Consider the following 23,988-nt stretch of genomic DNA (forward strand, 5'->3'; position numbering starts at 1 on the left):
GGCGCGGTCAGTAGCGCTGGCGGAGGAGCTGCGCGGCCTCGACGGCCCAGTAGGTGAGGATGATCTGGGCACCGGCACGCCGGATCGAGGTCAGCGTCTCCAGCATCACCCGCTCCCGGTCGATCCAGCCGTTCGCGGCGGCCGCCTCGACCATCGCGTACTCCCCGGAGACCTGGTAGGCGGCGACCGGTATGTCCACGGCCGCGCGGACCGCGGCGACCACGTCGAGGTACGGCAGGGCCGGCTTGACCATCACCACGTCGGCGCCCTCGGCGACGTCGAGCGCGACCTCGCGGAGCGACTCCCGCAGGTTGGCCGGGTCCTGCTGGTAGGTGCGGCGGTCCCCCTCCAGCGCGGACTCCACGGCGTCCCGGAACGGGCCGTAGAACGCCGAGGCGTACTTGACCGCGTAGGCCAGCACGCCGACGTCCTGGTGACCGGCCGCGTCGAGCGCCCGGCGGACCACCCCGACCTGGCCGTCCATCATCCCGGACGGCCCGACCATCCCGACCCCGGCGTCGGCCTGGGCCACCGCCATCTCGGCGTACGCCGCCAGGGTCGCGTCGTTGTCCACCTCGCCGTTCGGGGTGAGCAGGCCGCAGTGCCCGTGCGAGGTGAACTCGTCCAGGCAGAGGTCGCTCATCACCACGGTGGCGTCGCCGACCTCGGCGACGACGTCCCGGATGGCCACGTTGAGGATGCCGTTCGGGTCGATCCCGCCGGAGCCGGTGGCGTCCCGCGAGGACGGCACCCCGAAGAGCATGATCCCGCCGACCCCGGCCTGCACCGCCTCCACCGCGGCCTTGCGCAGCGAGTCCCGGGAGTGCTGGAGCACCCCCGGGAGCGAGGCGATCGCCCGGGGCTCGGTCAGCCCCTCCTTGACGAACATCGGCACGACCAGCTCGGCCGGGTCGACGCGCGTCTCGGAGACCAGCCGCCGCACCGCCGGGGTACGGCGCAGCCGGCGGGGGCGGATCTCGGGGTACGGCATGGAGTGCCTCCTGACGACTACCGGAACCTCAGGGCGGTCGGCCCCTGCACCTTCGAGCCACGGCGCTGCTTGGCCGGCATGGCGGCGAGCTTCTCGCGCAGCTCGACGGCGTAGGCGGCGAGCGCCTCCACCAGATCGGGCACCGAGGCGTGCGGCGGCTGGACGTCGACCCGCAGGCCGAACTCCGTCGCGGTCTCCGCCGTCTTCGGGCCGATGACGGCGACAACGGTACGCGCGTGCGGCTTCCCGGCGATGCCGACCAGGTTCCGGACCGTCGAGGACGAGGTGAAGAGCACCGCGTCGAACCCGCCCGACTTGATCGCGTCGCGAATCTCGGCGGGCGGCGGCGCGGCCCGGACGGTCCGGTACGCGGTCACGTCGTCGACCTCCCAGCCGCGCTCGGTGAGCCCGGCGGCGAGCGTCTCGGTGGCGATGTCGGCGCGCGGCAGCAGCACCCGACCCACCGGGTCGAGGATCTCGTCGTGCGGCGAGAACTCCGCCAGCAGCCCCTCGGAGGACTGCTCCCCGGCGGGGATCAGCTCCGGCTGGATGCCGAACGCGCGGACCGCGTCGGCGGTCGCCTCGCCGATGCAGGCGATCTTCACACCGCCGAAGTGGCGGGCGTCCAGACCGTGCTCGGCGAACTTCTCCCAGACCGCGCGGACCGCGTTCACCGAGGTGAAGATCACCCAGGCGTACCGGCCGTCGACGAGGCCCTTGACCGCTCGCTCCATCTGCGCCGGGGTACGCGGCGGCTCGACCGCGATGGTCGGCACCTCGCACGGGATGGCCCCGTACGCGCGCAGCCGGGCGCTCATCACGCCGGCCTGCTCCTTGGTCCGCGGCACGAGCACCTTCCAGCCGTACAGCGGCCGGTTCTCCCACCAGCTGAGCTTGTCGCGCTGGCCGACACCGACGCCGATGGTGAGCACCACCCGGCCGGTGAAGCCGAGCGCGGCGGCGACGAAGCTGTCCACCGTCGAGGTGGTGGTGTACTGGGTCTCGCCGGTGCCGTCCCCGGTCACCGCGACCGAGGTCGCGCCGTCCACCCCGGCGGCCAGCAGGCCGTCCCTGACGGCGGCGAGGTCGCCGGCATCCACCGCGACCGCGAGCGAGCCCCGGCCGACGGCCGCGGCCAGCGCCTCGAAGTCCAACGCGCTGACGTCCTCCACGTCGGCCGCGGTCCGTACGCCCGGCAGCGGCACGCCGGCGTAGGTGGCCACGCCCTCGGCCTGGCCGACGCCCGGCACCACCTCGAAGTGGGCGGCGGTGCGGGCCACCGCCTGCACCTCCTTGACCACCGAGTCGTGGCCGAACGGGTCCCCGGCAACCAGGTGCACGGCGTTCTGCCCGGCGCGGGCCGCGGAGATCAGCACCTTCGCCACGTCCCCGGGCGCACCTTCGGCCGGGGTGAACTCGGCATCCTCGCGGGCCTCGGCACGCACGGCGGCGAGCAACGACTCGGGTACTCCCCGGTCGTACACCACCTGGTCGGCGTCGACCAGGGCGTCGTGCGCCCGGCGGGTCAGCAGGCCCGGGTCGCCGGGGCCGGCCCCGACGAACGCGATACGGCCTACGGGCTTACGGGTGCGGGTCATTCTGTGCTCCCAAATTGCTGGGTCCCCGGGCCGGCGTGTCCTTCTTGGCCGAGGATCGAGTCGGCGCCGAGTTCGAGGAGTTCGGCGGCGAGTGCCTTACCGATCTCCGCCGCGTCGGCGGGCGTTCCGGTGCGGGACAGCCGGAGGTCTCGGGAACCGTCCGGGCTGATCACCGCCCCGCGCAGGTAGATCTCATCACCGGCGTCGCCCTCGGCGACCTCGGCAAAGGCGGCGACGGGTGCGCTGCACCCGGCCTCCAGGGTGGCCAGCAGCGCCCGCTCCGCGGTGACCGCGGCGCGGGACGGTGCGTGGTCGAGCACTGCGAGCAGCTCGACCAGGTCCGGGTCGTCGATCCGGCACTCCACCGCCAGCGCACCCTGAGCGGGCGCGGGCAGCATCAGCATCGGGTCGAGCGTCTCGGTGATCTCGCCGGCCCGCCCGAGCCGGGCCAGCCCGGCCCGGGCCAGGACGACCGCGTCGAGGTCGGCGTCCGGGCCGAGTACCCGACCGAGGCGGGTGTCGACGTTGCCGCGGATCGGGGTGACCTCCAGCTGCAGCCCGAGCGCGTGCAGCTGGGCGATGCGGCGCAGCGCGCCGGTGCCGATCGTCGCACCGGGCGGCAGCTCGGCGAGGGTACGGCCGTCCCGGGCGATCAGCGCGTCGCGCGGATCCTCCCGGGGCGGCACCGCCGCGATGTGCAGCCCGGCGGCGGTCGCCGTGGGCAGGTCCTTGTACGAGTGCACCGCGAGGTCGATGGTGCGGGCGGTCAGCGCGTCGCGCAGCGCGGAGACGAAGACGCCGACCCCGAGCCGGTGCACCGGCGCGTTGGAGCGGTCGCCGGCGGTGACCACCTCGACCAGCTCGACGGGACGGCCGGTGGCCGCGGTGAGGGCCTCGGCGATCTGGCCGGACTGGGCCATCGCCAGGGCGCTGCCTCGGGTACCGAGACGCAGGGGGGCGGTCATCGCTCACCTCCGGTGGACGGGGTGGGGTCGCTCTCCACGACCTCGGGGACGGTGTCGACCGGGGAGGTCTGCGGCACCTGGAGGTCGAACAGCTCGCGCAGCAGGGCGGCGTACTGGTCGCCGCCGGGCTCCGCGGCGAGCTGGCGGACCCGCACCGTCGGCTGGTGCAGCAGCCGCTGCACCACCCGGTGCACCGTCCGGGCCACCTCGGCCCGCTGGTCGTCGCTCAGGTCGGGCCGCCGCTGGGCCAGTCGGCGCAGTTCGGCGGTGACCACGTCGTCGGCGCGGCCGCGCAGGGCGGCCACGGTGGGCGCCACGTCGGCGCCGCGCAGCCAGGTGAGGAAGGCCTCGACCTCGGTGGTGACGATCCGCTCGACGGCGGCGGCGTCGTCGGCGGCGGGGCCGTCGGCGAGCAGCGCGGCCATCCGGTCGATGTCGATCACCTCGACCCCGGGCAGCTCGGCCACGCCGGGCTCGACGTCGCGCGGAACGGCCAGGTCGAGCAGGACCAGCGGCCCTCGGGCCGGGTCCCGGTCGGCGAGCGCCCGGGCCACCACCGGTCGGGTGAGGACCGGTTCGGTGGCGGCGGTGGCGGCCACTACGATGTCCACTGTGGAGAGCGCGGCGGTCAGCTCGGCCATCGGGACGGCGCTGGCCCCGTACGACTCGGCCAGCCGGACGGCCCGGTCGGCCCCCCGGTTGGTCACGGTGAGCGGCCCGGCGCCGAGCCGGGACAGCGTCGCGACTCCGAGTGAGCCCATCGCGCCGGCCCCGATCACCAGGGCGGGCCGGCCGGTCAGGTCGCCGTCGAGGTGACCGGCGGCCAGCTCCAGCGCGGCGGTGACCACGCTCTGGCCGGCGCGGTCGATGCCGGTCTCGGCGTGCGCCCGCTTGCCGACCCGCAGCGCCTGCTGCATCAGCTCGTGCAGCAGCCGGCTGGCCGAGTCGGCGCCGGTGGCCCAGTGGTACGCGTCACGGAGCTGGCCGAGGATCTGCGCCTCGCCGACCACCATCGAGTCGAGACCGGTGGCGACCCGGAAGACGTGGTCCACCGCCGCGGCGTCGTAGTGCACGTAGAGGTGGTTGGCGAGCGCCGCCGGCGCGCAGCCGGCCTGCTCGGCCAGGACGGCGCAGACGTCGCCGAGACCGCCGTGGAAACCGGACACGGCGGCGTAGACCTCGACCCGGTTGCAGGTGGAGACGAGCACGGCCTCGCTCACGTAGGGCTGGGCGACCAGGCGGTCCAGGGTCCGGGTGAGCTCGGCGGTGGGCACCGCCAGCTGCTCCAGCGTGGCTACCGGGGCGGTGCGGTAGGACGCGCCGACGACGAGCAGTTTCACGTGCCGATCGCCTCCTGGGTGTCGGTGGCCGCGAGCCCACCGGGCAGAGCGGTGAGGGCGGACCCGCCGGTGGCGGGCAGCGCGGTCAGCGACGCCTTGCGGTGCTCGTGGAAGGACAGGATCTGCAGCTCGATGGCGAGGTCGACCTTGCGCACGTCGACCCCCTCCGGAACCGAGAGTACGCACGGCGCGAAGTTCAGAATGCTGGTCACGCCGACCGCGACCAGTTGGTCGGCCACCCCCTGGGCGGCGCCGGCCGGGGTGGCGATCACGCCGATGGCGATGGACTCCTCGGCGACGACCTGGGGCAGCTCGTCGACGTGCCGGACGATCATGCCGTTGATCTCCTCGCCGACCCGGGCCGGATCGGCGTCGAGGAGCGCGGCGATCCGGAATCCGCGGCTGGCGAAGCCGTCGTAGCCGGCCAGGGCGTGACCGAGATTACCCACGCCGACCAGGGCTACGGCCCGGCGCTGGGTGAGCCCGAGCACGTACTCGATCTGCTCGATCAGCAGCGCCACGTCGTAGCCGACCCCGCGGGTGCCGTACGAGCCGAGGTGGGAGAGGTCCTTGCGCAGCTTGGCCGAGTTGACCCCGGCGGCGCTGGCCAGCCCCTCGCTGGAGACCGTCTCGTGGCCGCTGTCGGCGACGTTGTGCAGCGCGCGCAGGTATTCCGGGAGCCGCGCGACGGTCGCCTCGGGCAGGTCCGGGAGCGCCGGTACGGCACCGGCGCGGCCGGGCGCGCCAGGGTGACGATGCTGACTCATGAGACTCCGTGCGGTGCGATCCTCGGCCAACTCCGCTGGTCGGCCGCTTCGGGACTCCCGCTGGCGACCGAGATTGCCGGCTGTGCTAGCAGGGCGCGTCGGAATCACAGAGTAGGCGCTTGTGAAGACGTGCACAAATCGCGATCTTGTCAGCTCGCGACGCGGCTTCACCTGGCCCTCCATTCCGCAAGATCGATCCGGCGGCCTTCGCCGGCGCCGCCCGGCAATTATTGCTCAATCCCGACTTCTCTGACCAATCCCGCGCCGGTGGCCAAGACGGGTACGGGCGGCGGTAGGGCCAGCCCTACGGCGGAGAGGCTGGCCGACGGGATGGGGCGACAGTTCCCCGCTGCCTAGCCTTTGAGGCATGACCGCCGTTCCCGCCGCCGCCGGCCACCCGACCCTGGCGCCGAGCATCCCCCGCCAGCTCTTCCTCGACTCCGGCTACGTGCTGCTCGGATTTCCCCTGGCGCTGACCAGCTTCGTCGTCCTGCTGGTCGGCCTCTCGCTCGGCGTCGGGCTGGTGGTGACGGTGATCGGGCTGCCCATCCTCAGCGGCACCCTCTACGCCGCCCGGGGCTTCGCCGACATCGAACGGCTGCGGCTGCCGGCCGTGCTGCGCCAGCCGCGGGTCCGCCCGCGCTACCGGCTGGCCGAGCCGGGGGCCAGCGCCTGGCGGCGGATCTTCATCCCGATGGGCGACGCGCAGTCCTGGCTCGACCTGGCGCACGGCGTCCTCAGGCTGATCGTGGCCGTGGTCACCTTCGTCCTGACGCTGTCCTGGTGGGCGGGGGCGATCACCGGCACGCTCTACTGGGCGTACGACTGGGCGCTGCCGCGCGGTGGCGACGACAGCGATTTGGCGCAGCTGCTCGGCCTGGGCGACTCGGCCCTGGCCCGGGTCGGCCTGAACACCGCCATCGGGCTCTTCTTCCTGATCACCCTGCCGATCGTGGCCCGGGGCTGCGCGCTGCTCCAGGCCAGCTTCGGTCGGGCGATGCTGACCGGGGTGGCCGAGATGCGCAACCGGATCACCGTGCTGGAGGAGCAGAAGCGGGCCGCGGTCTCCGCCGAGGCGGCCGCGCTGCGCCGACTCGAGCGGGACATCCACGACGGTCCGCAGCAGCGGCTGGTCCGGTTGGCGATGGACCTCAGCCGGGCGCGCCAGCAGCTCGCCACCGACCCCGAGGCGGCCGGGCGGACGCTGGACGAGGCGGTCACCCAGACCCGGGACACCCTGGCCGAGCTGCGCTCGCTCTCCCGCGGCATCGCCCCGCCGATCCTGGTCGACCGCGGCCTGCCCAGCGCCCTGGCCGCGCTGGCCGGGCGGGGGCTGATCCCGATCGAGCTGCGGGTGGACCCCGAGCTGGGCACCCCGGACGGCCGGCTCGACGCGGCGGTGGAGAGCACCGCCTACTTCGTCGTCGCCGAGGCGCTGACCAACGTGGCGAAGCACAGCCGGGCGACCGCGTGCCAGGTCAGCGTCCTCCAGTCGGAGCGGCGACTGGCGGTGAGCGTGGGCGACGACGGCCAGGGCGGCGCGCACCTGGCGAAGGGACACGGGCTGGTGGGCATCGCCGACCGGGTCCGGGCCGCCGGCGGCGAACTGGCGGTGGTCAGCCCGCCCGGCGGGCCCACCGAGATCCGTGCCGACCTCCCGCTCTGAGGTCGACGTGGTAGACAACACCATCATGCAGATCGTCATCGCGGACGACGCCGTCCTGCTCCGGGAGGGGCTGGTCCGGCTACTGACCGAACACGGGCACCAGGTGGTGGCCGTGGTCGGGGACGGCGACGCGCTGGTCGAGGCGGTGGTGGCCCACCGGCCGGACGTCTCGATCGTCGACGTGCGGATGCCGCCGTCGCACACCGACGAGGGGCTGCGGGCGGCGGTGGAGGCCCGGCGCCTCGTGCCGCGCAGCCCGATCCTGGTCCTCTCCCAGTACGTCGAGGTCTCGTACGCCGACGACCTGTTGGCCACCACCGGCGGCGCCGGCGGCGGGATCGGCTACCTGCTCAAGGACCGGGTGGCGGCGATCGACGAGTTCCTCGACGCGCTGGCCCGGGTGGCCGCCGGGGGCACCGTGCTCGACCCGGAGGTGGTCGGCCAGCTCTTCGCCCGACGCCGCCGGGACGACCCGCTGCGCGAGCTGACCCCGCGCGAGCGGGAGGTGCTCGCCCTGATGGCCGAGGGGCGCTCCAACACGGCCATCGCACGCACCCTGGTGGTCAGCGACGGCGCGGTGGAGAAGCACGTCCGCAACATCTTCACCAAGCTCAACCTGCCGCCCGACACCGAGCAGCACCGCCGGGTCCTCGCCGTGCTCGCCTACCTGCGCAACTGACCCCGGCTCAGAAGAGGGTCCAGGCGAGGGTGACGGCCTCGGTGAGGGTGTCGGCGACCGGGTGGCCGGAGGCGCGCAGCCGGGTCGGGTCGGTGAAGCCGCCGGTGTAGAGCACGGCCCGGCCGCCCACCGCGGCGGCGGCGTCGGCGTCGTCGATCGAGTCGCCGATCAGCACCACCGAGCCGCCGTCCACGCCCAGCTCGGCGAGGTGCAGCCGGAGGGACTCCGCCTTCCGGTCGCCGCCGACCGTGCCGCGCAGCCCGTCCACCCGTACGAAGTGCCCGGTGAGGCCGTAGGTGTGCACGGTCGGCACCAGCTCCTCGTGGAACCACATGGAGAGCAGGGACTGCTCCCCCGGCCACGCCGCCATCGCGTCGCGCGCGTCGGCGGCCAGCTCGCAGGTGGTCAGCCCGCTGCGGTACGCGTCGTGGAAGATCCGGTCCAGCTTGCCGAACTGCTCGTCGTCGACGGCCTGCCCGAGCACCTCGGCGTAGTACTCGGCGACCGGCCGGCGGAACCGCACCCGGTGCTCGTCGGCGGTGACCGTCGGGCCGCCGACGGTGGCGAAGACGGCGTTGGTGGAGGCCACCACGAGGCTGAGGTCGTTGAGCAGCGTGCCGTTCCAGTCCCACACCAGGTGCGGTCGTACAGGGGTCATCGCCGCACCTTATCGCCCCCGCTCAGAGCTGCGGCGTGGTCAGGTCGCGCAGCAGCCGGTCCTCCTCGACCCGCCAGTAGCCGTGCTCCTTGCCGTCCAGCAGCACCACCGGGAGCCGGTCGCCGTACTCGCGCTCCAGCTCCAGGTCGTCGGTGACGTCCCACTCGACCCACTGGTCGCCGGTGACCGCGACCACCCGCCCCAGCGCGTCCCGCGCCTCGTCGCAGAGGTGGCAACCGGGCCGGGTGATGAGGGTGAGCCGAGGGTCAGTGGACATCGGGTACCTCCGTGCGCGGGTCGATCGGGGCGGTCGCCGGGCGGAGCTGGGTCTTGCGGACCTTGCCGATCACCGAGTGTGGCAGGGCGTCGACGAACTCGACGCCGGTGGGGCACTTGAACCGGGCCAGGTTCCGCGCGCAGTGGGCGAGCAGGTCCTCCGCGGTCACCGGCTCACCGGGCGTCCGCACCACGTACGCCCGGACAGTCTCGCCGGTCCGCGGGTGCGGCACACCCAGTACCGCCGACTCGGCCACCCCCGGGTGCGCCCCGAGCGCCAGCTCCACCTCGTGCGGATAGACGTTGAAGCCGTTGACCAGGATCAACTCGCCGAGCCGGTCGACCAGGAAGAGATCGCCGTCGTCGTCGGCGTAGGCCACGTCGCCGGTCGCCCACCAGCCGGCCGCGTCCGGGCCGCCCCGGCCGTCCGGCCAGTAGCCGGCGAACAGGTTCGCGCCCCGGACCACGATCTGCCCCGGGTCGGTGCCCGGCGCGACGTCGCTGAGATCCAGCTCGTCCGGGTCGTCGTCGGGCTCCACCGCGCCGTCGCGCCACAGGTCCGTGCCGTCCGCCCCGACCAGGCGCAGTTCCACGCCGGGCAGCGGCCGGCCGATCGAGCCGGTCTTGGGCACCCCACCGACCAGGGTGGAGGTGAGCACCGGCGCGGTCTCGGTGAGGCCGTAGCCGACGTGCACCGGCCGGCCGGCGATCTCGGCGAAGCGGGCCGCGACGGCGGGCTCCAGCGGCGCCGCGCCGCAGACCACCATCCGGACCGACGCCATCGCCGCGGCGAGCGCGTCGGCGTCCGCCGCGCACCAGGCCAGCACCATCGACGGTACGCCGACCAGCACGCTCGCCCGGTGCCGGGCGATCTCGGCGAGCCCGGCGTCTGGGCCGAGGTCGTCCACGAGCACACCGGTCGCGCCATGGTGGACCACCGCACCGAGCCCCGAGTTGAGCCCGTACGCGTGAAAGAGCGGCAGCGCCAGCAGCACGGTGTCGGCCGGCCCGACCACCGGCGGGTCGATCCGGCCGATCTGCTCGTGGTTGGCCAGCAGCACGGCGTGCGAGAGCATCGCCCCCTTGGGCCGGCCCTCGGTGCCCGAGGTGTAGAGCAGTACGGCCAGGTCGTCGCCGCCCCGGGCGGGGAACCCGGCGGCGTCGGGCACCGCGACGGTCGGCGGTCTGCCGTGTACGGCGGTGAGCGCGGGCAGCTCTGCGGCCACCGCGGCGACCAGGTCACGGACCCGGTCGGTGGCGATCAGCACCGACGCGCCCGAGTCGGCGAGCACGTGCCGTAGCTCGGGGGTGGTGAAGCCGGGGTTGACGGGCACCGCGATCAGTCCGGCGCGCAGGGCGCCGAGGTAGCTGACCACGAAGTCGGGCGAGTTGGGCAGGGCGATTGCCACCCGCGCCGGATGGCCGGCGGCATCCGGGGCCGGCGTGGCGGCGGCCAGGGCAGCCGCCACCGCAGTCACCGTTTCGTCCAGTTCGGACCAGTCGATCGTGCGGTCCCGCCAGTGCAGCGCGGGTCGGTCGCCGTGGGCGACGGCCGCCGCGCGTACCCGGTCGGCGAGGTTCGGCGCGGGGCTGCTCGCTGCGTCCTGCACGGTCGCTGAGTCTGGCACAGCGGACGGCCGACGGCCATGCCCCGCCGTCGGCCGTCGTCCGGCGGAAGGGTCCCGTACACGGGACACATTGGTGTGCCGCCGGTGGTGCAATCAGGTCTCATCGATGGGACGTGCGACACGCCGGGGGACGGCCCTCTCCAGTGCTGTCGGCTAGCTGACCGAGCCGCCCCGGCCACACCCGCCATCGCGGCACTGACCTGGCGTTCCATTGCAGACCACCGGAACCGTCGAAAGTCAACCACCCGCGACGGACAACCGGTCCGCCATCGGTGCGACACAGCGGGAAATACTTCCGCCCTGTGTAACGGACTTGCCACGCGCGGGTGACGTTGGCCCTATCATCACTCGGGTCGGCTCACCCCATTTTGCCGTGAGTCGACACCCCTCAGCCCGAGGAGGCCCCCGTGCCCGTGAGCGCATTGGACCAGCACCTCAAGGGGAAATGCCGCCCGTCGGCATACCCCGGAACCGCCCTGCCCGACCGCGGCCCAGCCGCTCGGGCCGCCCGCGCGGCGTGTCGACCGGCTCGGCCGGCGACCAGCGGGACGGAGGCGGCGCGGTGACCACCTTCGGCTACGCGGAACGACCGCTCGGCCTGACCGGACCGACGGTTCGCGCCACGGTCAACGAACGACCGGCGCCGGAAGACCCGGGCGGCACCGCCGTACGGAGCGACGCGGGCAAGCGCCTCCGCAGCCGGCCCCACCACAACGAGCCGCCCGCCCGCCCCGCGGTGCCCGGCGGGAACGCGATGCCGACCGGCGGACGGGTGGCGGTGCCGGCTCGGCCGACGATGCCGGCCCAGAGTCGCCGGGTCGGCGACTCACCAGCCGTGACCGACCCGTCCGCGAGCGAGACCGCCGTGCTGCCCGCAGTGCCGGCCGCCGCCGCGCCGGTGGCCGCCACGCCCGCCGGGACCGGCAGCACCACCGGCTACCCGAGCCGCCCCGACCCGTCCGACCCGGCGACCGAGGTCTGGGGGCTGGTCGAACGTGCCCAGGCCGGCGAGGCCGAGGCGTTCGGCCTGATCTACGACCGGTATGTCGACACCGTCTTCCGGTTCGTCTACTTCCGGGTCGGCAACCGGCAACTGGCCGAGGACCTGACCTCCGACACCTTCCTGCGGGCGCTCAAGCGGATCGGCAGCTTCACCTGGCAGGGCCGCGACCTGGGGGCCTGGCTGGTCACCATCGCCCGCAACCTGGTCGCCGACCACTTCAAGTCCGGCCGGTACCGGCTGGAGGTGACCACCGGCGACGTGCTCGACGCCGACCGCGAGGATCGCGGTCCGGAGGGCAGCCCGGAAGCCGCGGTGGTCGAGCACATCACCAACGTCGCCCTGCTCACCGCCGTCAAGCAGCTCAACCCGGAACAGCAGGAGTGCATCGTGCTCCGGTTCCTGCAGGGCTTCTCGGTCGCCGAGACGGCGCGGGCGATGGGCAAGAACGAGGGCGCGATCAAGGCGCTGCAGTACCGCGCGGTCCGGGCGCTGGCCCGCCTCCTGCCTGACGGTTTCCAACCGTAGTCCCGTTGCCGGGACCGGTGACGAGGCCCGATTCTGCGAAATCGCAGGTCAGGCTCTGTCACGCGGGGTGACGCCGGTCACTTTCTGTGATTTCCGCCCCGCCGGCCCCGTAACCCGTGCCCGGCACGAACCGTTTCTCCGGGTGCGACCGGTGGTTGCCCCGGCATCCCCCCGGGCTCCCGAGGTCGACGGCGCACCCGCGCCGCGACCTCGCCTCCCGCGGCGTCACGTTGCCGCCGGTCGCTGGCTACGACGGCGGCCGACCGGCCGTGACCAGCGAGAGGAGGTGCCCGCGGTGGATAACATCCTCTTCTCCCGCCGGCGCGCCGAGCGCTTCGCACAGCTGCTCGACGAGGCCAACGGCGGCCGGCGGCATCATGTCCGGTCCCGGGTCGACGACCAGCTCGCACCGCTCGTCGCGGTCGGGCAGCGGCTCAGCGCCGAGCGCCCCAGCGTCGAGGTGGACCCGGAGTTCCGCACCGGCCTACGGGCGATGCTCCTGGCCACCGCGGAGCGCGAGGGCCTCGGCACACCGGCGGCCAGCACGGCGGCCGACCCGGACGGCAAGCGCACCACGGGGAGCACCCGTGGCTCGTTGCTGCCCGCGGTCACCGCGCGTCGGGCCCGGGCCCGGGGCGCCATCCTGGTCGGCATCGCGGCCGGCGCCGTCGCGGTCTCCGGCATCTCCGCGGCCAGCGAGAACGCGGTGCCGGGCGACGCCCTCTACGGGATGAAGCGCTCCACCGAGCGCGCCCAGCTCGCCCTGGCCAGCTCGGACATCAGCCGCGGCCAGCTCTTCCTCGACTTCGCCCGGACCCGCCTCGGCGAGGCCGCCGAACTGCGCGGCGACCAGGTCGGGTTCAGTGCCGTGCTCGACGACATGGACGCCGACACCCGCCAGGGCGTACGACTGCTGACCACCACGGCCGTGCAGCGCTCCGACGCGGCCGGCCTGGACGCGGTCAACACCTTCGTCACCGGGCAGCGCCGTGCGGTGAGCGATCTGCTCGACGGCGCCGGCCGGGCCGACCGGGAACGCACCCGCCGCTCGCTGACCCTGCTCGACGCGGTCCGCGAACGCTCCGACGCGCTGCGCGCCGCCATCGGCTGCGGCCTCCCCGCGCCGGTGGCCAGCGACACCCTGGGTCCGGCCCCGGCCAGCTGCCCCGCCGACCGCTGATCCGCCGGCTCGCCCGGACTTCCCGCTCCCTCGGCGAGGTGCGGCTACCCTCGATCGAGGCGCACGTCGCGCCGGTCGAGGAAGGGTGGTCGCGTGGCCCGCAGCCGCAAGGTGACGGTGAGCACCGACGCCCACGGTCACACCGCCGGCTGGGCCGAGGCCGGGCCGGCGGCGACACCGCCGGAGCCCGACCCGACCGCGGCGGCCTTCTTCGACGTGGACAACACGATGATGCGGGGCGCCTCGATCTACTGGTTCGCCCGCGGACTCGCCGCCCGCGACTACTTCACCACCGGCGACCTGGCCCGGTTCGGCTGGCAGCAGCTCCGGTTCCGCCTGCTGGCGCGGGAGCACGCCGGCGACATGTCACAGGCCAAGCAGGCCGCGCTCGCCTTCATCGAGGGTTGGCGGGTGGACGACGTGGAGCGGCTCGCCGAGGAGATCTTCGACGAGTTGATGGCGCCACGGATCTGGGCCGGCACCCGTGGGCTCGCCCAACGCCACCTCGACTCCGGTGAGCGGGTCTGGCTGGTCAGCGCCGCCCCGGTGGAGATCGGCCGGGTGATCGCGACGCGGCTCGGGCTGACCGGCGCGATCGGCACGGTCGCGGAGATCGTCGACGGCGCCTACACCGGCCGGCTGGTCGGCGATCTCATGCACGGGCCGGCGAAGGCCGAAGCGGTGACCCAACTCGCCGCGGTGGAAGGGCTCGACCTTGCCCGGTGCGCCGCCTACAGCGACTCCGCCAACGATTTGCCGCTGCTCTCCACCGTCGGCCGCGCGGTCGCGGTGAACCCCGACGGCGTGCTGCTGCGACGGGCCCGGGAGCACGGCTGGGAGGTACGCGACTTCCGCACCGGGCGGCGGGCGGTCAAGGTCGCCGTCCCGTCGACCGCGGCGGCCGGGCTGCTGGCCGGTGCGGTCAGCGCCGGACTGGCGCTGCACCGCCGTCGTCGCGCCGACTGAGCCGGCTCACGGGCCGAACGGGTCCGGGCGCCGCTCCAGCAGCCGGTGCAGCGTCTGCTGGATGGTCTCCCGCACCTGGTCGGCGAGGTTGAACACGACCAGCGGGTCGTCGGCGGAGTCGGTCAGGTGCGCCGTCGGGATCGGCGGGCAGAACTCGATCAGCCATTTGCTCGGCAGCGGGACCATGCCCAGCGGCCCGAGCCAGGGGAAGGTCGGGGTGACCGGGAAGTAGGGCAGCTTCAGCAGCCGCGCGAGGGGCTTGATGTCGGCGAGCATCGGATAGATCTCCTCGCCCCCGACGATCGCCACCGGCACGATCGGGGTGCCGGTACGCAGCGCGGCCGAGACGAACCCGCCCCGGCCGAAGCGTTGCAGCTTGTAGCGCTCGGAGTAGAGCTTGCCGATGCCCTTGAAGCCCTCGGGGAAGACGCCGACCAGCTCGCCGGTGCCGAGCAGGCGCTCGGCGTCGGGGTTGCAGGCCACCGTGCCACCCGACTTGCGGGCCAGCTCGGAGACGATCGGCATCCGGAAGACCAGGTCCGCGCCGAGCAGCCGGAGGAAGCGGTGCGCGGGGTGCTGGTCGTGCAGGGCGGCCGAGAGGATCAGCGCGTCCAGCGCCACGGTGCCCGAGTGGTTGCCGACGATCAGGCCGGCGCCGTCGGCGGGCACATGTTCGATGCCGGTCACCTCCGTGCGGAACCAGTCCCGGTAGAGCAGCCGCAGCACGGGGTGGAAGACGGACTCGGTCAGCTCCGGGTCGAAGCCGAACTCGTCGACCTCGTAGTCGCCGGCGAGCCGGCGGCGCAGGAACGCCAGGCCGCTCGCCACCTTGCGGTCCCAGGGGTCCCCCGGCCGGTCGGCCACCGCCGGCCCGTCCGGCCGCGACGCCGCGCCGGGGGCGGCCGGGCCGGCGTGCCGGTGCCCGTTGCGCCGCGCCGGCTCCGCGTCCGGGCCGGGCGGGTCCGGTGGTACGTCGAACCGGCCGCCCAGCTCGGCGCCGTCGCGCCCCAGCCCGTTCACGGCCGCTCCCGTACGGCGGCCCGCACCTGCCGGATGCCGTCCAGCACCAGTTGCTCGGCGACGGCCAGGTGGCCGCGGGTCACCACCGCGCCGCCGTGGTGCGCCCGGATGAAGTCGTCGAACGCGGCGGCGGTGGAGCGTGGGGTGAAGCCGTACTCGCGCTCCAGCCGGCTGGTGTCGACCACCCGGCCGTGCACGAAGAGGTCGACCTGGTCGAGGCCGTAGCGGCCGAAGCCGAGGTTGCGGGCGAGCGCGGCGGCCCCGGAGAGACCGGGCTCCAGCACCGGCAGGGTCACCCGGCCGGCCCGCCGGATCGCCTGGGTGAGGTTGAGGACACCCGGGCCGGCCACGTTGTAGGTGCCCGGATGCTCCTCGACGACCGACCGGTGCAGCACCTCGAGCGCGTCGTCGAAGTGCAGGAACTGCAGCCGCGGATCACGGCCGAAGACGGTGGGCACCACCGGCTGGGAGAAGTAGCGGGTCAGCGTGGTGTCGGCGGTCGAGCCGATGAACGGCGCGAAGCGCAGCACCGTCGCGGTGACGTCGGGCCGGCGCCGGCGAAAGCCGCGGACGTACCCCTCGATGTCGAGGATGTCGCGGCCAAAGCCGCCGCGCGGCACCTCGCGCGGCTCGGTCTCCTCCGTGAAGACGGCCGGGTCGCGGAAGGACGCCCCGTACGCGGCGGTCGAGGAGCGGACGACCAGCTTGCGCAGCCGGGGCGCGCGCTGACAGGCGGCGAGCAGCTGCATGGTGCCGATGACGTTCTGGTCCTTCATGGCGGACCGGCCACCGTGCTGCTGGTCGGGGGCGGTGACCAGCGCGAGGTGCACCACCGCGTCGACCTCGAGGTCGGCGAGGAGGCCGCCGAGCGAGCCGGGGTCGATCCGGATCCGCTCGACCCCGTCGAGCAGCTCGGCGAACTCGTTGCCGGACTCCGCCGGGTCGATGCCGATCACCCGCTCGATCCGCTCGTCGCCGGCGAGCCGGGCGGCCACGTGCGCGCCGAGGTAGCGGCCCACCCCGGTCACGACGACGACCCCCGGGGCACCTGGGGTGCCACCGGGGGTCATCCTTCGCACCTCCCCCGGCAGGCGTGATCGAGCCGGGACATCCGCGGCCTGATCACCTGAGCCTCCGAGGGTCGACAGTTGGCAAGTGACGCCGTTGCCGGGCCGCGGGCCCGGCGTGGGTCACTTGCCGAGACGGCGACGCTGGACGCGGGTCTTGCGCAGCAGCTTGCGGTGCTTCTTCTTAGCCATGCGCTTGCGGCGCTTCTTGACCACCGAGCCCATACGACAGCCTTTCGATACAACGTGCGGGGCGGACCGGGTGACGCCACGCGGGTGGCATCGGCGACCGCTTGCGGACAACGGACCGGACCAGGTCGGGCGGCAAGGCGCACGGGGTGCGGTCACGGTCGGGGTCCAGGGTAGCGGGAGAGCCTCATCAGGACCAACGCGCCCCCGTCGATGCACCCGCCGGGGCGATCCCGCGTTCAGGGCCGCGGGCCCGCGCGGTCACTCCTCGCGCTCACATGAGCTGGGCCGGCTCGCGACTGCGGGGCCCGTCAGGTTGGGGGCGAGGGGCTGTCCGGTGACTCAGGCGGTCTCCTGAAAGGCGCCCCGGAGATATTCGTGCACCGCGTGTTCGGGCACCCGGAACGACCGGCCGACCCGCACCGCGGTGAGTTCACCGCTGTGCACCAGGCGGTAGACCGTCATCTTCGACACCCGCATGACCGTCGCCACCTCGGCGACGGTCAGGAACTTGACCTCCGACAGCCGACCGTCGGACTGCGACCCGGCCATGGCTCACCGACCCATCCCATGCCCGGCGCGTGCCAATCCGACGGTTGCTCCCGCTCGCACCGGCGACGCGCGTGTTACCAGTACGGTAGCGGGGCCGCTGTTACCGGCGCGATCCCTTCGTACAACTGATCATGAATCGGGCCTCGGTTCACCCGTTCTGAGCTGCCGATACCTCCCTCCCTGCGTCGTGCGTCCCGTTGCCGGAACCGCTGGCCGGGCACACGGAGCGCGACCGGCGGGGGTCTCCCGCCCGACGTGGCTGGGACTTCTCACTCGGCGCGCAGCGCGACCACCGGGTCGAGCTTTCCGGCCCGCTGCGCCGGGACCACCCCGAAGATGATCCCCACCGCCGCGGACACCCCGAAGGCGAGCGCCAGCGACCACCAGGTGATCGCCGCCGGGATCGGCGACACGGCGTCCACCAGCAGCGCGGTGCCGACCCCGAGCGCCATGCCGGTGAGCCCGCCGATCGAGGTGAGCAGCACCGCCTCCAGCAGGAACTGCACGCCGATGTCCCGGGGTCGGGCGCCGACCGCCTTGCGCAGCCCGATCTCCCGGGTCCGTTCCCGGACGCCGACCAGCATGATGTTGGAGACGCCCACCCCGCCGACCAGCAGCGAGATGCCCGCGATGGCCGCCAGCACACCGGTCAGCACGCCGAGGATGTCGCCCAGCACGCCGAGGATCTGCTCCTGGGTGACCGCACTGAACTCGGTGCCCGGATGCCGGCGGGTCAGCTCGGCCACGATCCGGTCGCCCAGCTCGTCGATCCGCTCCCGGTCCGGCGCCTTCACCGCGATCCCGTCGACCCGCTGGGTGCCGTAGAGCCGCTGCGCCGCGGTCACCGGAATGTGCACCTCGTCGTCGCGGTCCACGCCGAGGCTCTGGCCGAGCGGCGCGAAGACGCCGACGACCCGGAACCGCACCCCGGCCACGGCGATCTGCTGGCCCAGCGGGTCCCGGTCGGGAAAGAGCGCGCCGGCCACGGCGGCACCGAGCACCGCCACCCGGCGGCCGGTGTCCACGTCGGATCCGCTCAGGTAGCGGCCCCGCGCCAGCTCCCGGGTGAAGACCTGCGGGGTGGTCTCCAGCACCCCCTGCACGGTGCTGAAGTCGGTGCGGTTCCCGGCTCGCACGGTGGCGCCGGAGGCGACGGTGACCGCGACCCGGTTCGGGTCGCCGACCACCCGGGTGACCGCGTCGACGTCGGCCAGGGTGAGCGGGGAGACCGCCGGGGCCGCGCCGACGTCCAGCCGGCCGGGAACCACCAGGAGCAGATTCGAGCCGAGCCCCTCGACCTGCCGCTCGACCTGCTCCTTCGTGCCGGTGCCGATGGCCACCAGCACCACCACCGAGGCGACGCCGATGATCACTCCGAGCATGGTGAGCGCACTGCGCAGCCGGTTCGCGCGCAGCGCGTCCAGCGCCACCCGCCACGCCTCGGCCAGCCTCACCCGGCGTCCCCGTCCGATGCGTCGGTCCCGGCGGCGGCCGGGCGCGGAAGGCGCCCGGTGGCTCCGGTGGCGCCACCGGAGCCACCGGGCGGGCACCCCGGGCCGCTTCCGGACGCGGACCGGGGCTCCGCGCTGGGAGCGGGGACCAGTGTCTCAGGTAGGCCGGAGCCGGCGGACAGCGGTGGATCATGAAGGTCGGATCGGGCACTGTCGGCGACCACCACGCCGTCGCGCAGGGTTATCCGTCGCCGGGCCCGGGCCGCGACCTCCTGGTCGTGGGTCACCATCACCAGGGCGACGCCGGAGTCGGCGTTCAGCTCCTCAAGCAACTCCAGCACCGCCGCGCCGGTCACGCTGTCCAGGTTGCCGGTCGGCTCGTCAGCGAGCAGCACGGCCGGGTCGGTGACCAGCGCCCGGGCGATGGCGACCCGCTGCTGCTCGCCGCCCGAGAGCTGGTTGGGCCGGTGGTCGAGCCGGTGCCCGAGCCCGACCCGGCCCAGCATCGCCGCCGCCCGCTGCCGCCGCTGCCGGGCACCGACGCCCCGGTAGACCAGCGGCAGCGCGACATTGTCCACCGCGGACGTCCGCGGCAGCAGGTGGAACGCCTGGAAGACGAAGCCGATGGTCTCGTTGCGCAGGGTGGCCAGCTCCGGCGCGCTGAGGCCGGCCACCTCCCGGCCGCCGATCGCCAAGCGGCCGCCGGTGGGCCGGTCCAACCCGCCGAGCAGGTGCATCAGCGTCGACTTGCCGGAACCGGACGGCCCCACCAGAGCCACGTAGTCGCCGGACGCGACGGTCAACGTCACCCCGCGCAGCGCGGGCACCGACACCCCGTCGAGCTGGTACGTCCGGGACACGTCGACCGCCTCGATCGCCGGCACCGTCGAGCTCACCCGACTTCCTGGCCCTCACGGACCTGGTCGGCGCCGCGGACCACGATCCGGTCGCCGGCCTGCACCCCGCTGACGATCTGCACGAGGTCCTGCCCCTGCACACCCACCGTCACCGCCGCCCGGTCGGCCCGGCCCTCCCGGACCACCCACACCGCGTCCCGGCCGTCCGCCGAGAAGACCGCCGAGGCGGGTACGGTCACCGCGTCGGTGGCCTCGCGGACCCGCAGGTGGACCACGGCGTTCATGCCGGGGCGGGGCGTCGGGGCGGCTTCGCCCTCGCCGAGCCGACCCGCGCCGAGGGCGAGCCGCACCCGGTAGGACACCCCGCCGCGCGCCGAGTTGGTGGGCAGGACGTCCACCGAGCGCACCGTCGCGTCGTACGTCGCACCGGTCACCGCGTCCAACTCGACCTCGGCGGTGAGCCCGGCCCGGACCAGCAGCACGTCGGTCTCGTCCACCTCGGCGAGCAGGCCCAGCTCGCCGACGTCCACCACGGTCAGGACGGGCGTGCCGGCGGTGACCCGCCCGCCGACGGGGACCGCGCCGTCCACGCCGGGCGGCGGCCCGGTCGGCGCGGGGGCGAGCGCCCCGGGGGCGAGGCCGGCCGGCACGCCACCGGCACCGAGCAGCCCGGCCAGCGCCTCGGCCGAGCTGCCCCCGCCGCTCGTCCCGCCGGGCTGCACCACGCCGCCGATCGGGGCGCGCAGGGTGAGCGCGTCGACGGTCGCCTTCGCCAGGTCGTACGCCTGCTGGGCTTGCAGCCGTTGCGCGGCGGAAAGTGCGCCGACCGCGGAGTTCAACCCGCTGATGCCCTGCTGCACCGCCCGGACCGCCTGGTCCGCGGTGCGCGCGGCGGCGGCGTACTGCCGCTGGGCGGCCTCGACCTGGCGCAGCAGCGCGTCGCGCAGACGCGGGTCGCCGACCTTTCCGGCGGCGGTCCGCGCCGCGTCGAACGCCTCGGCGGCGGCCCGGTCGGTGCCGCGGCGGCTGCCGCCCAGCTCGCCGACCCCGACGCCGCGCCCGGCCCGCTTCGCGGCGGTCAGTGCCGCCCGGGCCTGCCGGAGCCGGTCCTGAGCGGACGGGGAGCTGATGACGGCCAGCACCTGGCCCTTGCGGACCCGCTGGCCGGGCTGGACACGCAGGCTGGTGAGCGTGCCGTCGGCGGGCGCGGTGAGGGTGGCCGCCGCCCGTGCGGTGACGGTCGCCGGGGCATCCACCACCTCGGTGACGGCGGACCGGCCGACCGCGGCGAGCGCGAAGGGCGACGGATCGTCGCCGCAGGACGCGGCGGTGGTGCCGGTCAGGACGACCGTGGCGAGCAGGGCGACGAGCAGGCGGGGCCGCATGGCTGCGCGCAGCCGCGGCGGATCGGTGCGGCGCACGCGGCCCATGCTACGAGCCGAGGTCGACGCCCGCCGATGTGGCCGGCTCGGCGGGCGCCAGATGGGGCGGCAGGCCGCCGGATCAGGTGACGAGGGCCCGGATGTACGCGACGCACTCGTCGTGCAGGGCGGGCCAGGGCTCGCCGAGGGTTCGCTCGGCGGCCTGCTCCATCGGCCTGCCTTCGTGCACCACTGCGGCGAAGAAGGCGAGCACCCGCTGCTCACCGAACCGGTCGACGAGGTGCCGGACGGCCAGATAGCCCAGACCGTAGCTGCTGGCGACCCGCTCGGCGGACGCGTCGTCGGCGGGCGCAATCCCGTCCAGCTTCCCGTTCCAGCCGCTCCGGACCAGCTGCCGCACCTCGGTCAGCCCGCTGTACCGGCCGACCGGCTCGCCGTCCGCCCCGGCGTACTCGGCCAGCCCCTCCACCAGCCACCAGTCGTCCGCGCCCGGGTAGCCCCTCTCGGGCAGGGACGAGGCGTGGGTCAGCTCGTGCCGGAGGAGGTCGTCGGTGCCGGCGGGGGTCAGCCCGTCGGCGTTGAGCACCACCTCCTGGTGCCCGCCTCCGACGGTGACCGCGTACCCGCCCGTCCACTTCGGCCGGCCGCCGCCGTACCAGCTCTCCCACTCGGTCCGTCCGGCGTAGAAGATCCGGTAGCGGTCGGGGACCGCACCGGTCGGCGCGTACCGGTCGGCCACCTTCGCCGCCGCCTCGGCCTGGGCCAGCAGGTTCGGCAGCTTGCCGCGCAGCGCGGGTGTGGTGGCGACGATGGTGCGCGGTCCGGTCGCGACGGCCAGCTCGCTGATCTCCCACGGCCGGGTACCGGTCTGCGCCGACTTGGATTCCTCGACCGCGACCAGCCGGGGAACTCCTCCGGCGTCCCGCCAGCGGGTACCGGCCAGCACCGGGCTGGGCCGGCAGCCGGCCACCACGAAGCAGTACTGGAATCGCACCAGCAGCCGCCACTCGCCGGCCCGGTCGGGCGTCGGGGTGGGCAGGCCGGTCACCTCGGCCCGCCAGGTGGTCACCTTCAGCGCGCGAAGGGCGGCGAACCGGCGCTTCAGGTCGGCGTGTGCGGCCGGCTCGGCGACCGCGAGGAAGCCGGCCCGGTCGCCGGCCAGCAGGGCCGCGGACTGCCGGTCCAACTCGGCCGCTATCCGATCGGCGAGCTGACGCCCGGCCCGGGTCGCCGGATCGTCGGCCGTCGGGTCGGCCCGGCTCAGCACCGCCCGGTGGGTCCCATCGCGGAGCACCCCGACCACCAGCACCGCCGGCAGTCCGCAGGTGAGCAACAGCACGAGCACCCCGAGCACCGTCCACACCGGCCAGAGTCGGCGCGGGGGACGCGGCTCGTCCAAACCCTCAGTCACGGGCGAAGGGTAACGACCAACCGGCCGATCGGGCGAGGGGTCACCACCGATCGGTTCGCCCGGCCGCTACTCCGGGTCGCCGGAACGACACCTACGCGGGGCGGCCGGCGCGGCGGAGCAGGGTGACGGTGACGGCCCAGACGGCGACCAGCGCGACCCCGAGCAGCGGCCGGCCGAGCAGGGCGAGCAGGCCGCCACCCAGTACGAACCAGCCGGCCTGGAAGGTGTGCTTGGCCGGCGCCGACAGCGGCACCCGGGCCTTCGGCGAGCCGAAGACTCCCCAGAGCGCGGCGAGCAGCACCGGCACCGCGGCGGCGGCGAGCAGCCGGACCGGGGTGGCCGCGTCCAGCGCCCAGCCCCACCAAGCGCCGATTCCCAGCACGGCGAGCTCCAGCAGGAAGAGCAGGAGCAGCCCGAAGGCGCGGATCATCGCCGCCGCCCGGGCCACGCCTGAAAGGCGGTGTCCAGCGCGGCGATCAACTCGTCGTACGAGCGGTCGACGTCGCGGGGCAGGCCGAAGCCACCGGCCGCCTCCAACGCGACGAACCCGTGCAGCGCGCTGCGCAGCATCCGGGTGGCGTCGACCGCCTCGTCGCCGGTGAGCCCGTAGCCACGCAGCACCGCGTAGATGGCGCCGACCGCCCGCTCCCCCGCGGCCACGTGCTCCGGGTCGGCCGGGTCCGGCACCCGCTGGGCGGCGGGATAGCGGCCGGGGTGCCGGTGGGCGTACGCCCGGTAGGCGGTGGCGATGGCGCGCAGGGCGTCCACCCCGGCCCGGCCGACGGCGGCGCCGGTCAGCTCGGTGGCCAGCTCGGCGGTGGCCAGTGCGGAGAGCTTCTGGGTGAGCGCGTCGGCGCCCCGGATGTGCTTGTAGAGGCTGGGCAGGGCGACGCCGAGGCGGGCCGCCAACGCGGCGAGGGTGAGCTGCTGGTAGCCGACCTCGTCGGCCAGCCGGGCGGCCTCACGCACCACGGTCTGCTGGTTGAGGCCGACCCTAGGCACCGGAGCACACCGCCAGGAACGCCGTCAGCTGCTCGGCCGCGCGCGCCGGCTGGTCGGCGTGCGGGTAGTGACCGGAGTCGGCGATCATCCGGGCCTCGGCGGTGGCGAAGAGGCGGCGCGCGGCGCGCGCCTCGGCGCCCGGGTCCTTGAAATCCGGGTCGCGCGCGCCCATCAGCACCAGGACCGGCTGCCGGACCTCCCGGGCGCGGGTCGTCCAGTGCGGCTCGACCGGCTCGATGACCCCGCGCATGGCCGCCATCCGACCGGGCTCCCGCAGGTTGGCGACCATCGCGCGGCGGAACGCGGCGTCGTCTGCCGGCCGCGTGACCGGGAACAGGGTCTTGTGGAACATCCCGAAGAGGCTCGGGCTGCGCATCACGGCCACCAGGGCGAGCCGCAGGGCCGGGTTCAGCTTGGGCTGCGTCACGAACGCACCGATCTGCACGATGCCGGCGACCAGCTCGGGGGCCTCGGTCGCCGCGAAGACCACCGCCGCGGCGGCCGACGAACTGCCGACCAGCACGGCCGGGCCGCCGCCCAGGTCGCGGACCACCGCCAGCAGGTCGCCGCCGACCTCCGCCGGGGCGTACGTCGACCAGCCGACGCTGGACGCGCCGTGCCCCCGGACGTCCATCGACGCCACCCGGTAGCCGGCCGCGACGAGCAGCGGCACCATGTGCCGGTAGGAGCCACGGTTCTCACCCATGCCGTGGGCGAGGACCACCAGCGGCCCGGCACCGTGCACCTCGTAGGCGATCCGACCGCCGACCCGATCAACGTAGCTCATGTCCATAACCAAAAAGCTAACCCTATTA

At 74.4% G+C, this 23,988-nt stretch carries 24 protein-coding genes; 5 read left to right on the forward strand and 19 right to left on the reverse strand.

Annotated elements, in window-relative coordinates; all coding sequences use genetic code 11:
* Nucleotides 1-7: 7 nt before the first annotated feature.
* The 5 genes from hemB to ACIBBA_RS01655 are packed head-to-tail and all read right to left on the reverse strand — an operon-like array spanning nucleotide 8 to nucleotide 5,661.
* Nucleotides 8-991 carry a porphobilinogen synthase gene (hemB, locus tag ACIBBA_RS01635; protein ID WP_396692738.1) on the reverse strand — a complete coding sequence of 328 codons (984 nt, stop codon included), beginning with the start codon at nucleotides 989-991 and terminating at the stop codon, nucleotides 8-10.
* A 17-nt stretch (nucleotides 992-1,008) separates the two neighbouring features.
* Nucleotides 1,009-2,589 carry a uroporphyrinogen-III synthase gene (locus tag ACIBBA_RS01640; protein ID WP_396692740.1) on the reverse strand — a complete coding sequence of 527 codons (1,581 nt, stop codon included), beginning with the start codon at nucleotides 2,587-2,589 and terminating at the stop codon, nucleotides 1,009-1,011.
* Nucleotides 2,586-3,554, reverse strand: a complete 969-nt coding sequence (hemC, locus tag ACIBBA_RS01645; RefSeq protein ID WP_396692742.1) for a hydroxymethylbilane synthase — start codon at nucleotides 3,552-3,554, stop codon at nucleotides 2,586-2,588. The genes ACIBBA_RS01640 and hemC overlap by 4 nt, the downstream gene beginning before the upstream one ends.
* Complete coding sequence (locus tag ACIBBA_RS01650) at nucleotides 3,551-4,894, reverse strand: glutamyl-tRNA reductase (RefSeq protein WP_396692744.1); 1,344 nt, start codon at nucleotides 4,892-4,894, stop codon at nucleotides 3,551-3,553. Before ACIBBA_RS01650 ends, hemC begins: the two co-directional genes overlap by 4 nt.
* Nucleotides 4,891-5,661, reverse strand: a complete 771-nt coding sequence (locus ACIBBA_RS01655; RefSeq protein ID WP_350875672.1) for a redox-sensing transcriptional repressor Rex — start codon at nucleotides 5,659-5,661, stop codon at nucleotides 4,891-4,893. The genes ACIBBA_RS01650 and ACIBBA_RS01655 overlap by 4 nt, the downstream gene beginning before the upstream one ends.
* A 367-nt stretch (nucleotides 5,662-6,028) precedes the next feature.
* Between ACIBBA_RS01655 and ACIBBA_RS01660 the strand changes: the two genes are divergently transcribed.
* Both ACIBBA_RS01660 and ACIBBA_RS01665 read left to right on the forward strand, forming a co-directional pair.
* Nucleotides 6,029-7,327 carry a sensor histidine kinase gene (locus tag ACIBBA_RS01660; RefSeq protein WP_396692746.1) on the forward strand — a complete coding sequence of 433 codons (1,299 nt, stop codon included), beginning with the start codon at nucleotides 6,029-6,031 and terminating at the stop codon, nucleotides 7,325-7,327.
* Between the two features lie 25 nt (nucleotides 7,328-7,352).
* Nucleotides 7,353-8,006, forward strand: a complete 654-nt coding sequence (locus tag ACIBBA_RS01665) for a response regulator transcription factor (RefSeq protein WP_350875676.1) — start codon at nucleotides 7,353-7,355, stop codon at nucleotides 8,004-8,006.
* 7 nt (nucleotides 8,007-8,013) lie between these two features.
* Here the strand turns inward: ACIBBA_RS01665 and ACIBBA_RS01670 are convergent, their stop codons facing one another.
* Genes ACIBBA_RS01670 through ACIBBA_RS01680 form a run of 3 tightly spaced genes read right to left on the reverse strand, consistent with a single transcriptional unit; the run spans nucleotide 8,014 to nucleotide 10,550 of the window.
* Entirely contained in the window at nucleotides 8,014-8,664 is a 651-nt protein-coding gene (locus tag ACIBBA_RS01670; RefSeq protein ID WP_396692749.1) for an HAD family hydrolase, read from the reverse strand.
* A 22-nt stretch (nucleotides 8,665-8,686) separates the two neighbouring features.
* Entirely contained in the window at nucleotides 8,687-8,941 is a 255-nt protein-coding gene (locus ACIBBA_RS01675) for a glutaredoxin family protein (RefSeq protein ID WP_350875680.1), read from the reverse strand.
* The gene (locus ACIBBA_RS01680) at nucleotides 8,931-10,550 is read right to left on the reverse strand and encodes an AMP-binding protein (protein WP_396692751.1); all 1,620 of its coding nucleotides are present in this window, start codon (nucleotides 10,548-10,550) and stop codon (nucleotides 8,931-8,933) included. Before ACIBBA_RS01680 ends, ACIBBA_RS01675 begins: the two co-directional genes overlap by 11 nt.
* A gap of 580 nt (nucleotides 10,551-11,130) precedes the next feature.
* Here ACIBBA_RS01680 and ACIBBA_RS01685 point away from each other — a divergent pair.
* From ACIBBA_RS01685 to ACIBBA_RS01695, 3 genes are all read left to right on the forward strand, one after another.
* Nucleotides 11,131-12,096 (forward strand): ECF subfamily RNA polymerase sigma factor, BldN family, encoded by a 966-nt coding sequence (locus tag ACIBBA_RS01685; RefSeq protein ID WP_396692753.1) that lies wholly within the window; start codon nucleotides 11,131-11,133, stop codon nucleotides 12,094-12,096.
* Nucleotides 12,097-12,382: 286 nt separating this feature from the next.
* A complete protein-coding gene (locus ACIBBA_RS01690) occupies nucleotides 12,383-13,276 on the forward strand; it encodes a DUF5667 domain-containing protein (protein ID WP_396692755.1) in 894 nt (297 codons plus the stop codon).
* 93 nt (nucleotides 13,277-13,369) lie between these two features.
* Nucleotides 13,370-14,242, forward strand: a complete 873-nt coding sequence (locus tag ACIBBA_RS01695) for an HAD family hydrolase (protein ID WP_396692757.1) — start codon at nucleotides 13,370-13,372, stop codon at nucleotides 14,240-14,242.
* Nucleotides 14,243-14,248: 6 nt separating this feature from the next.
* Here ACIBBA_RS01695 and ACIBBA_RS01700 read toward each other — a convergent pair whose 3' ends face one another.
* The 11 genes from ACIBBA_RS01700 to ACIBBA_RS01750 all read right to left on the reverse strand — a co-directional run bounded on the left by ACIBBA_RS01700 (nucleotide 14,249) and on the right by ACIBBA_RS01750 (nucleotide 23,960).
* The gene (locus tag ACIBBA_RS01700; RefSeq protein WP_350875831.1) at nucleotides 14,249-15,106 is read right to left on the reverse strand and encodes a lysophospholipid acyltransferase family protein; all 858 of its coding nucleotides are present in this window, start codon (nucleotides 15,104-15,106) and stop codon (nucleotides 14,249-14,251) included.
* 152 nt (nucleotides 15,107-15,258) lie between these two features.
* Nucleotides 15,259-16,332, reverse strand: a complete 1,074-nt coding sequence (locus ACIBBA_RS01705) for an NAD-dependent epimerase/dehydratase family protein (RefSeq protein WP_357056235.1) — start codon at nucleotides 16,330-16,332, stop codon at nucleotides 15,259-15,261.
* A gap of 120 nt (nucleotides 16,333-16,452) precedes the next feature.
* Complete coding sequence (locus tag ACIBBA_RS01710) at nucleotides 16,453-16,554, reverse strand: 30S ribosomal protein bS22 (RefSeq protein ID WP_007465623.1); 102 nt, start codon at nucleotides 16,552-16,554, stop codon at nucleotides 16,453-16,455.
* Between the two features lie 306 nt (nucleotides 16,555-16,860).
* Complete coding sequence (locus tag ACIBBA_RS01715; RefSeq protein ID WP_007465625.1) at nucleotides 16,861-17,070, reverse strand: helix-turn-helix domain-containing protein; 210 nt, start codon at nucleotides 17,068-17,070, stop codon at nucleotides 16,861-16,863.
* A gap of 269 nt (nucleotides 17,071-17,339) precedes the next feature.
* Entirely contained in the window at nucleotides 17,340-18,524 is a 1,185-nt protein-coding gene (locus ACIBBA_RS01720; protein ID WP_357056232.1) for an ABC transporter permease, read from the reverse strand.
* Nucleotides 18,521-19,417: an ABC transporter ATP-binding protein gene (locus ACIBBA_RS01725; RefSeq protein ID WP_396692758.1), complete on the reverse strand. Its 897-nt coding sequence runs from the start codon at nucleotides 19,415-19,417 to the stop codon at nucleotides 18,521-18,523. The genes ACIBBA_RS01720 and ACIBBA_RS01725 overlap by 4 nt, the downstream gene beginning before the upstream one ends.
* A complete protein-coding gene (locus tag ACIBBA_RS01730; protein ID WP_396692759.1) occupies nucleotides 19,414-20,808 on the reverse strand; it encodes an efflux RND transporter periplasmic adaptor subunit in 1,395 nt (464 codons plus the stop codon). Before ACIBBA_RS01730 ends, ACIBBA_RS01725 begins: the two co-directional genes overlap by 4 nt.
* 73 nt (nucleotides 20,809-20,881) lie before the next feature.
* Nucleotides 20,882-22,171, reverse strand: coding sequence for a hypothetical protein (locus tag ACIBBA_RS01735; RefSeq protein WP_396692761.1), 1,290 nt, complete (start codon nucleotides 22,169-22,171; stop codon nucleotides 20,882-20,884).
* A gap of 91 nt (nucleotides 22,172-22,262) precedes the next feature.
* Complete coding sequence (locus ACIBBA_RS01740; protein ID WP_396692763.1) at nucleotides 22,263-22,601, reverse strand: DUF2568 domain-containing protein; 339 nt, start codon at nucleotides 22,599-22,601, stop codon at nucleotides 22,263-22,265.
* On the reverse strand, nucleotides 22,598-23,173 hold the full coding sequence (locus tag ACIBBA_RS01745; RefSeq protein WP_357056217.1) for a TetR-like C-terminal domain-containing protein: 576 nt from the start codon (nucleotides 23,171-23,173) through the stop codon (nucleotides 22,598-22,600). The genes ACIBBA_RS01740 and ACIBBA_RS01745 overlap by 4 nt, the downstream gene beginning before the upstream one ends.
* Nucleotides 23,166-23,960, reverse strand: coding sequence for an alpha/beta fold hydrolase (locus ACIBBA_RS01750; RefSeq protein WP_396692766.1), 795 nt, complete (start codon nucleotides 23,958-23,960; stop codon nucleotides 23,166-23,168). The genes ACIBBA_RS01745 and ACIBBA_RS01750 overlap by 8 nt, the downstream gene beginning before the upstream one ends.
* Nucleotides 23,961-23,988 lie beyond the last annotated feature (28 nt).

This window comes from Micromonospora sp. NPDC051006, assembly GCF_044456245.1.
GTDB lineage: Bacteria > Actinomycetota > Actinomycetes > Mycobacteriales > Micromonosporaceae > Micromonospora.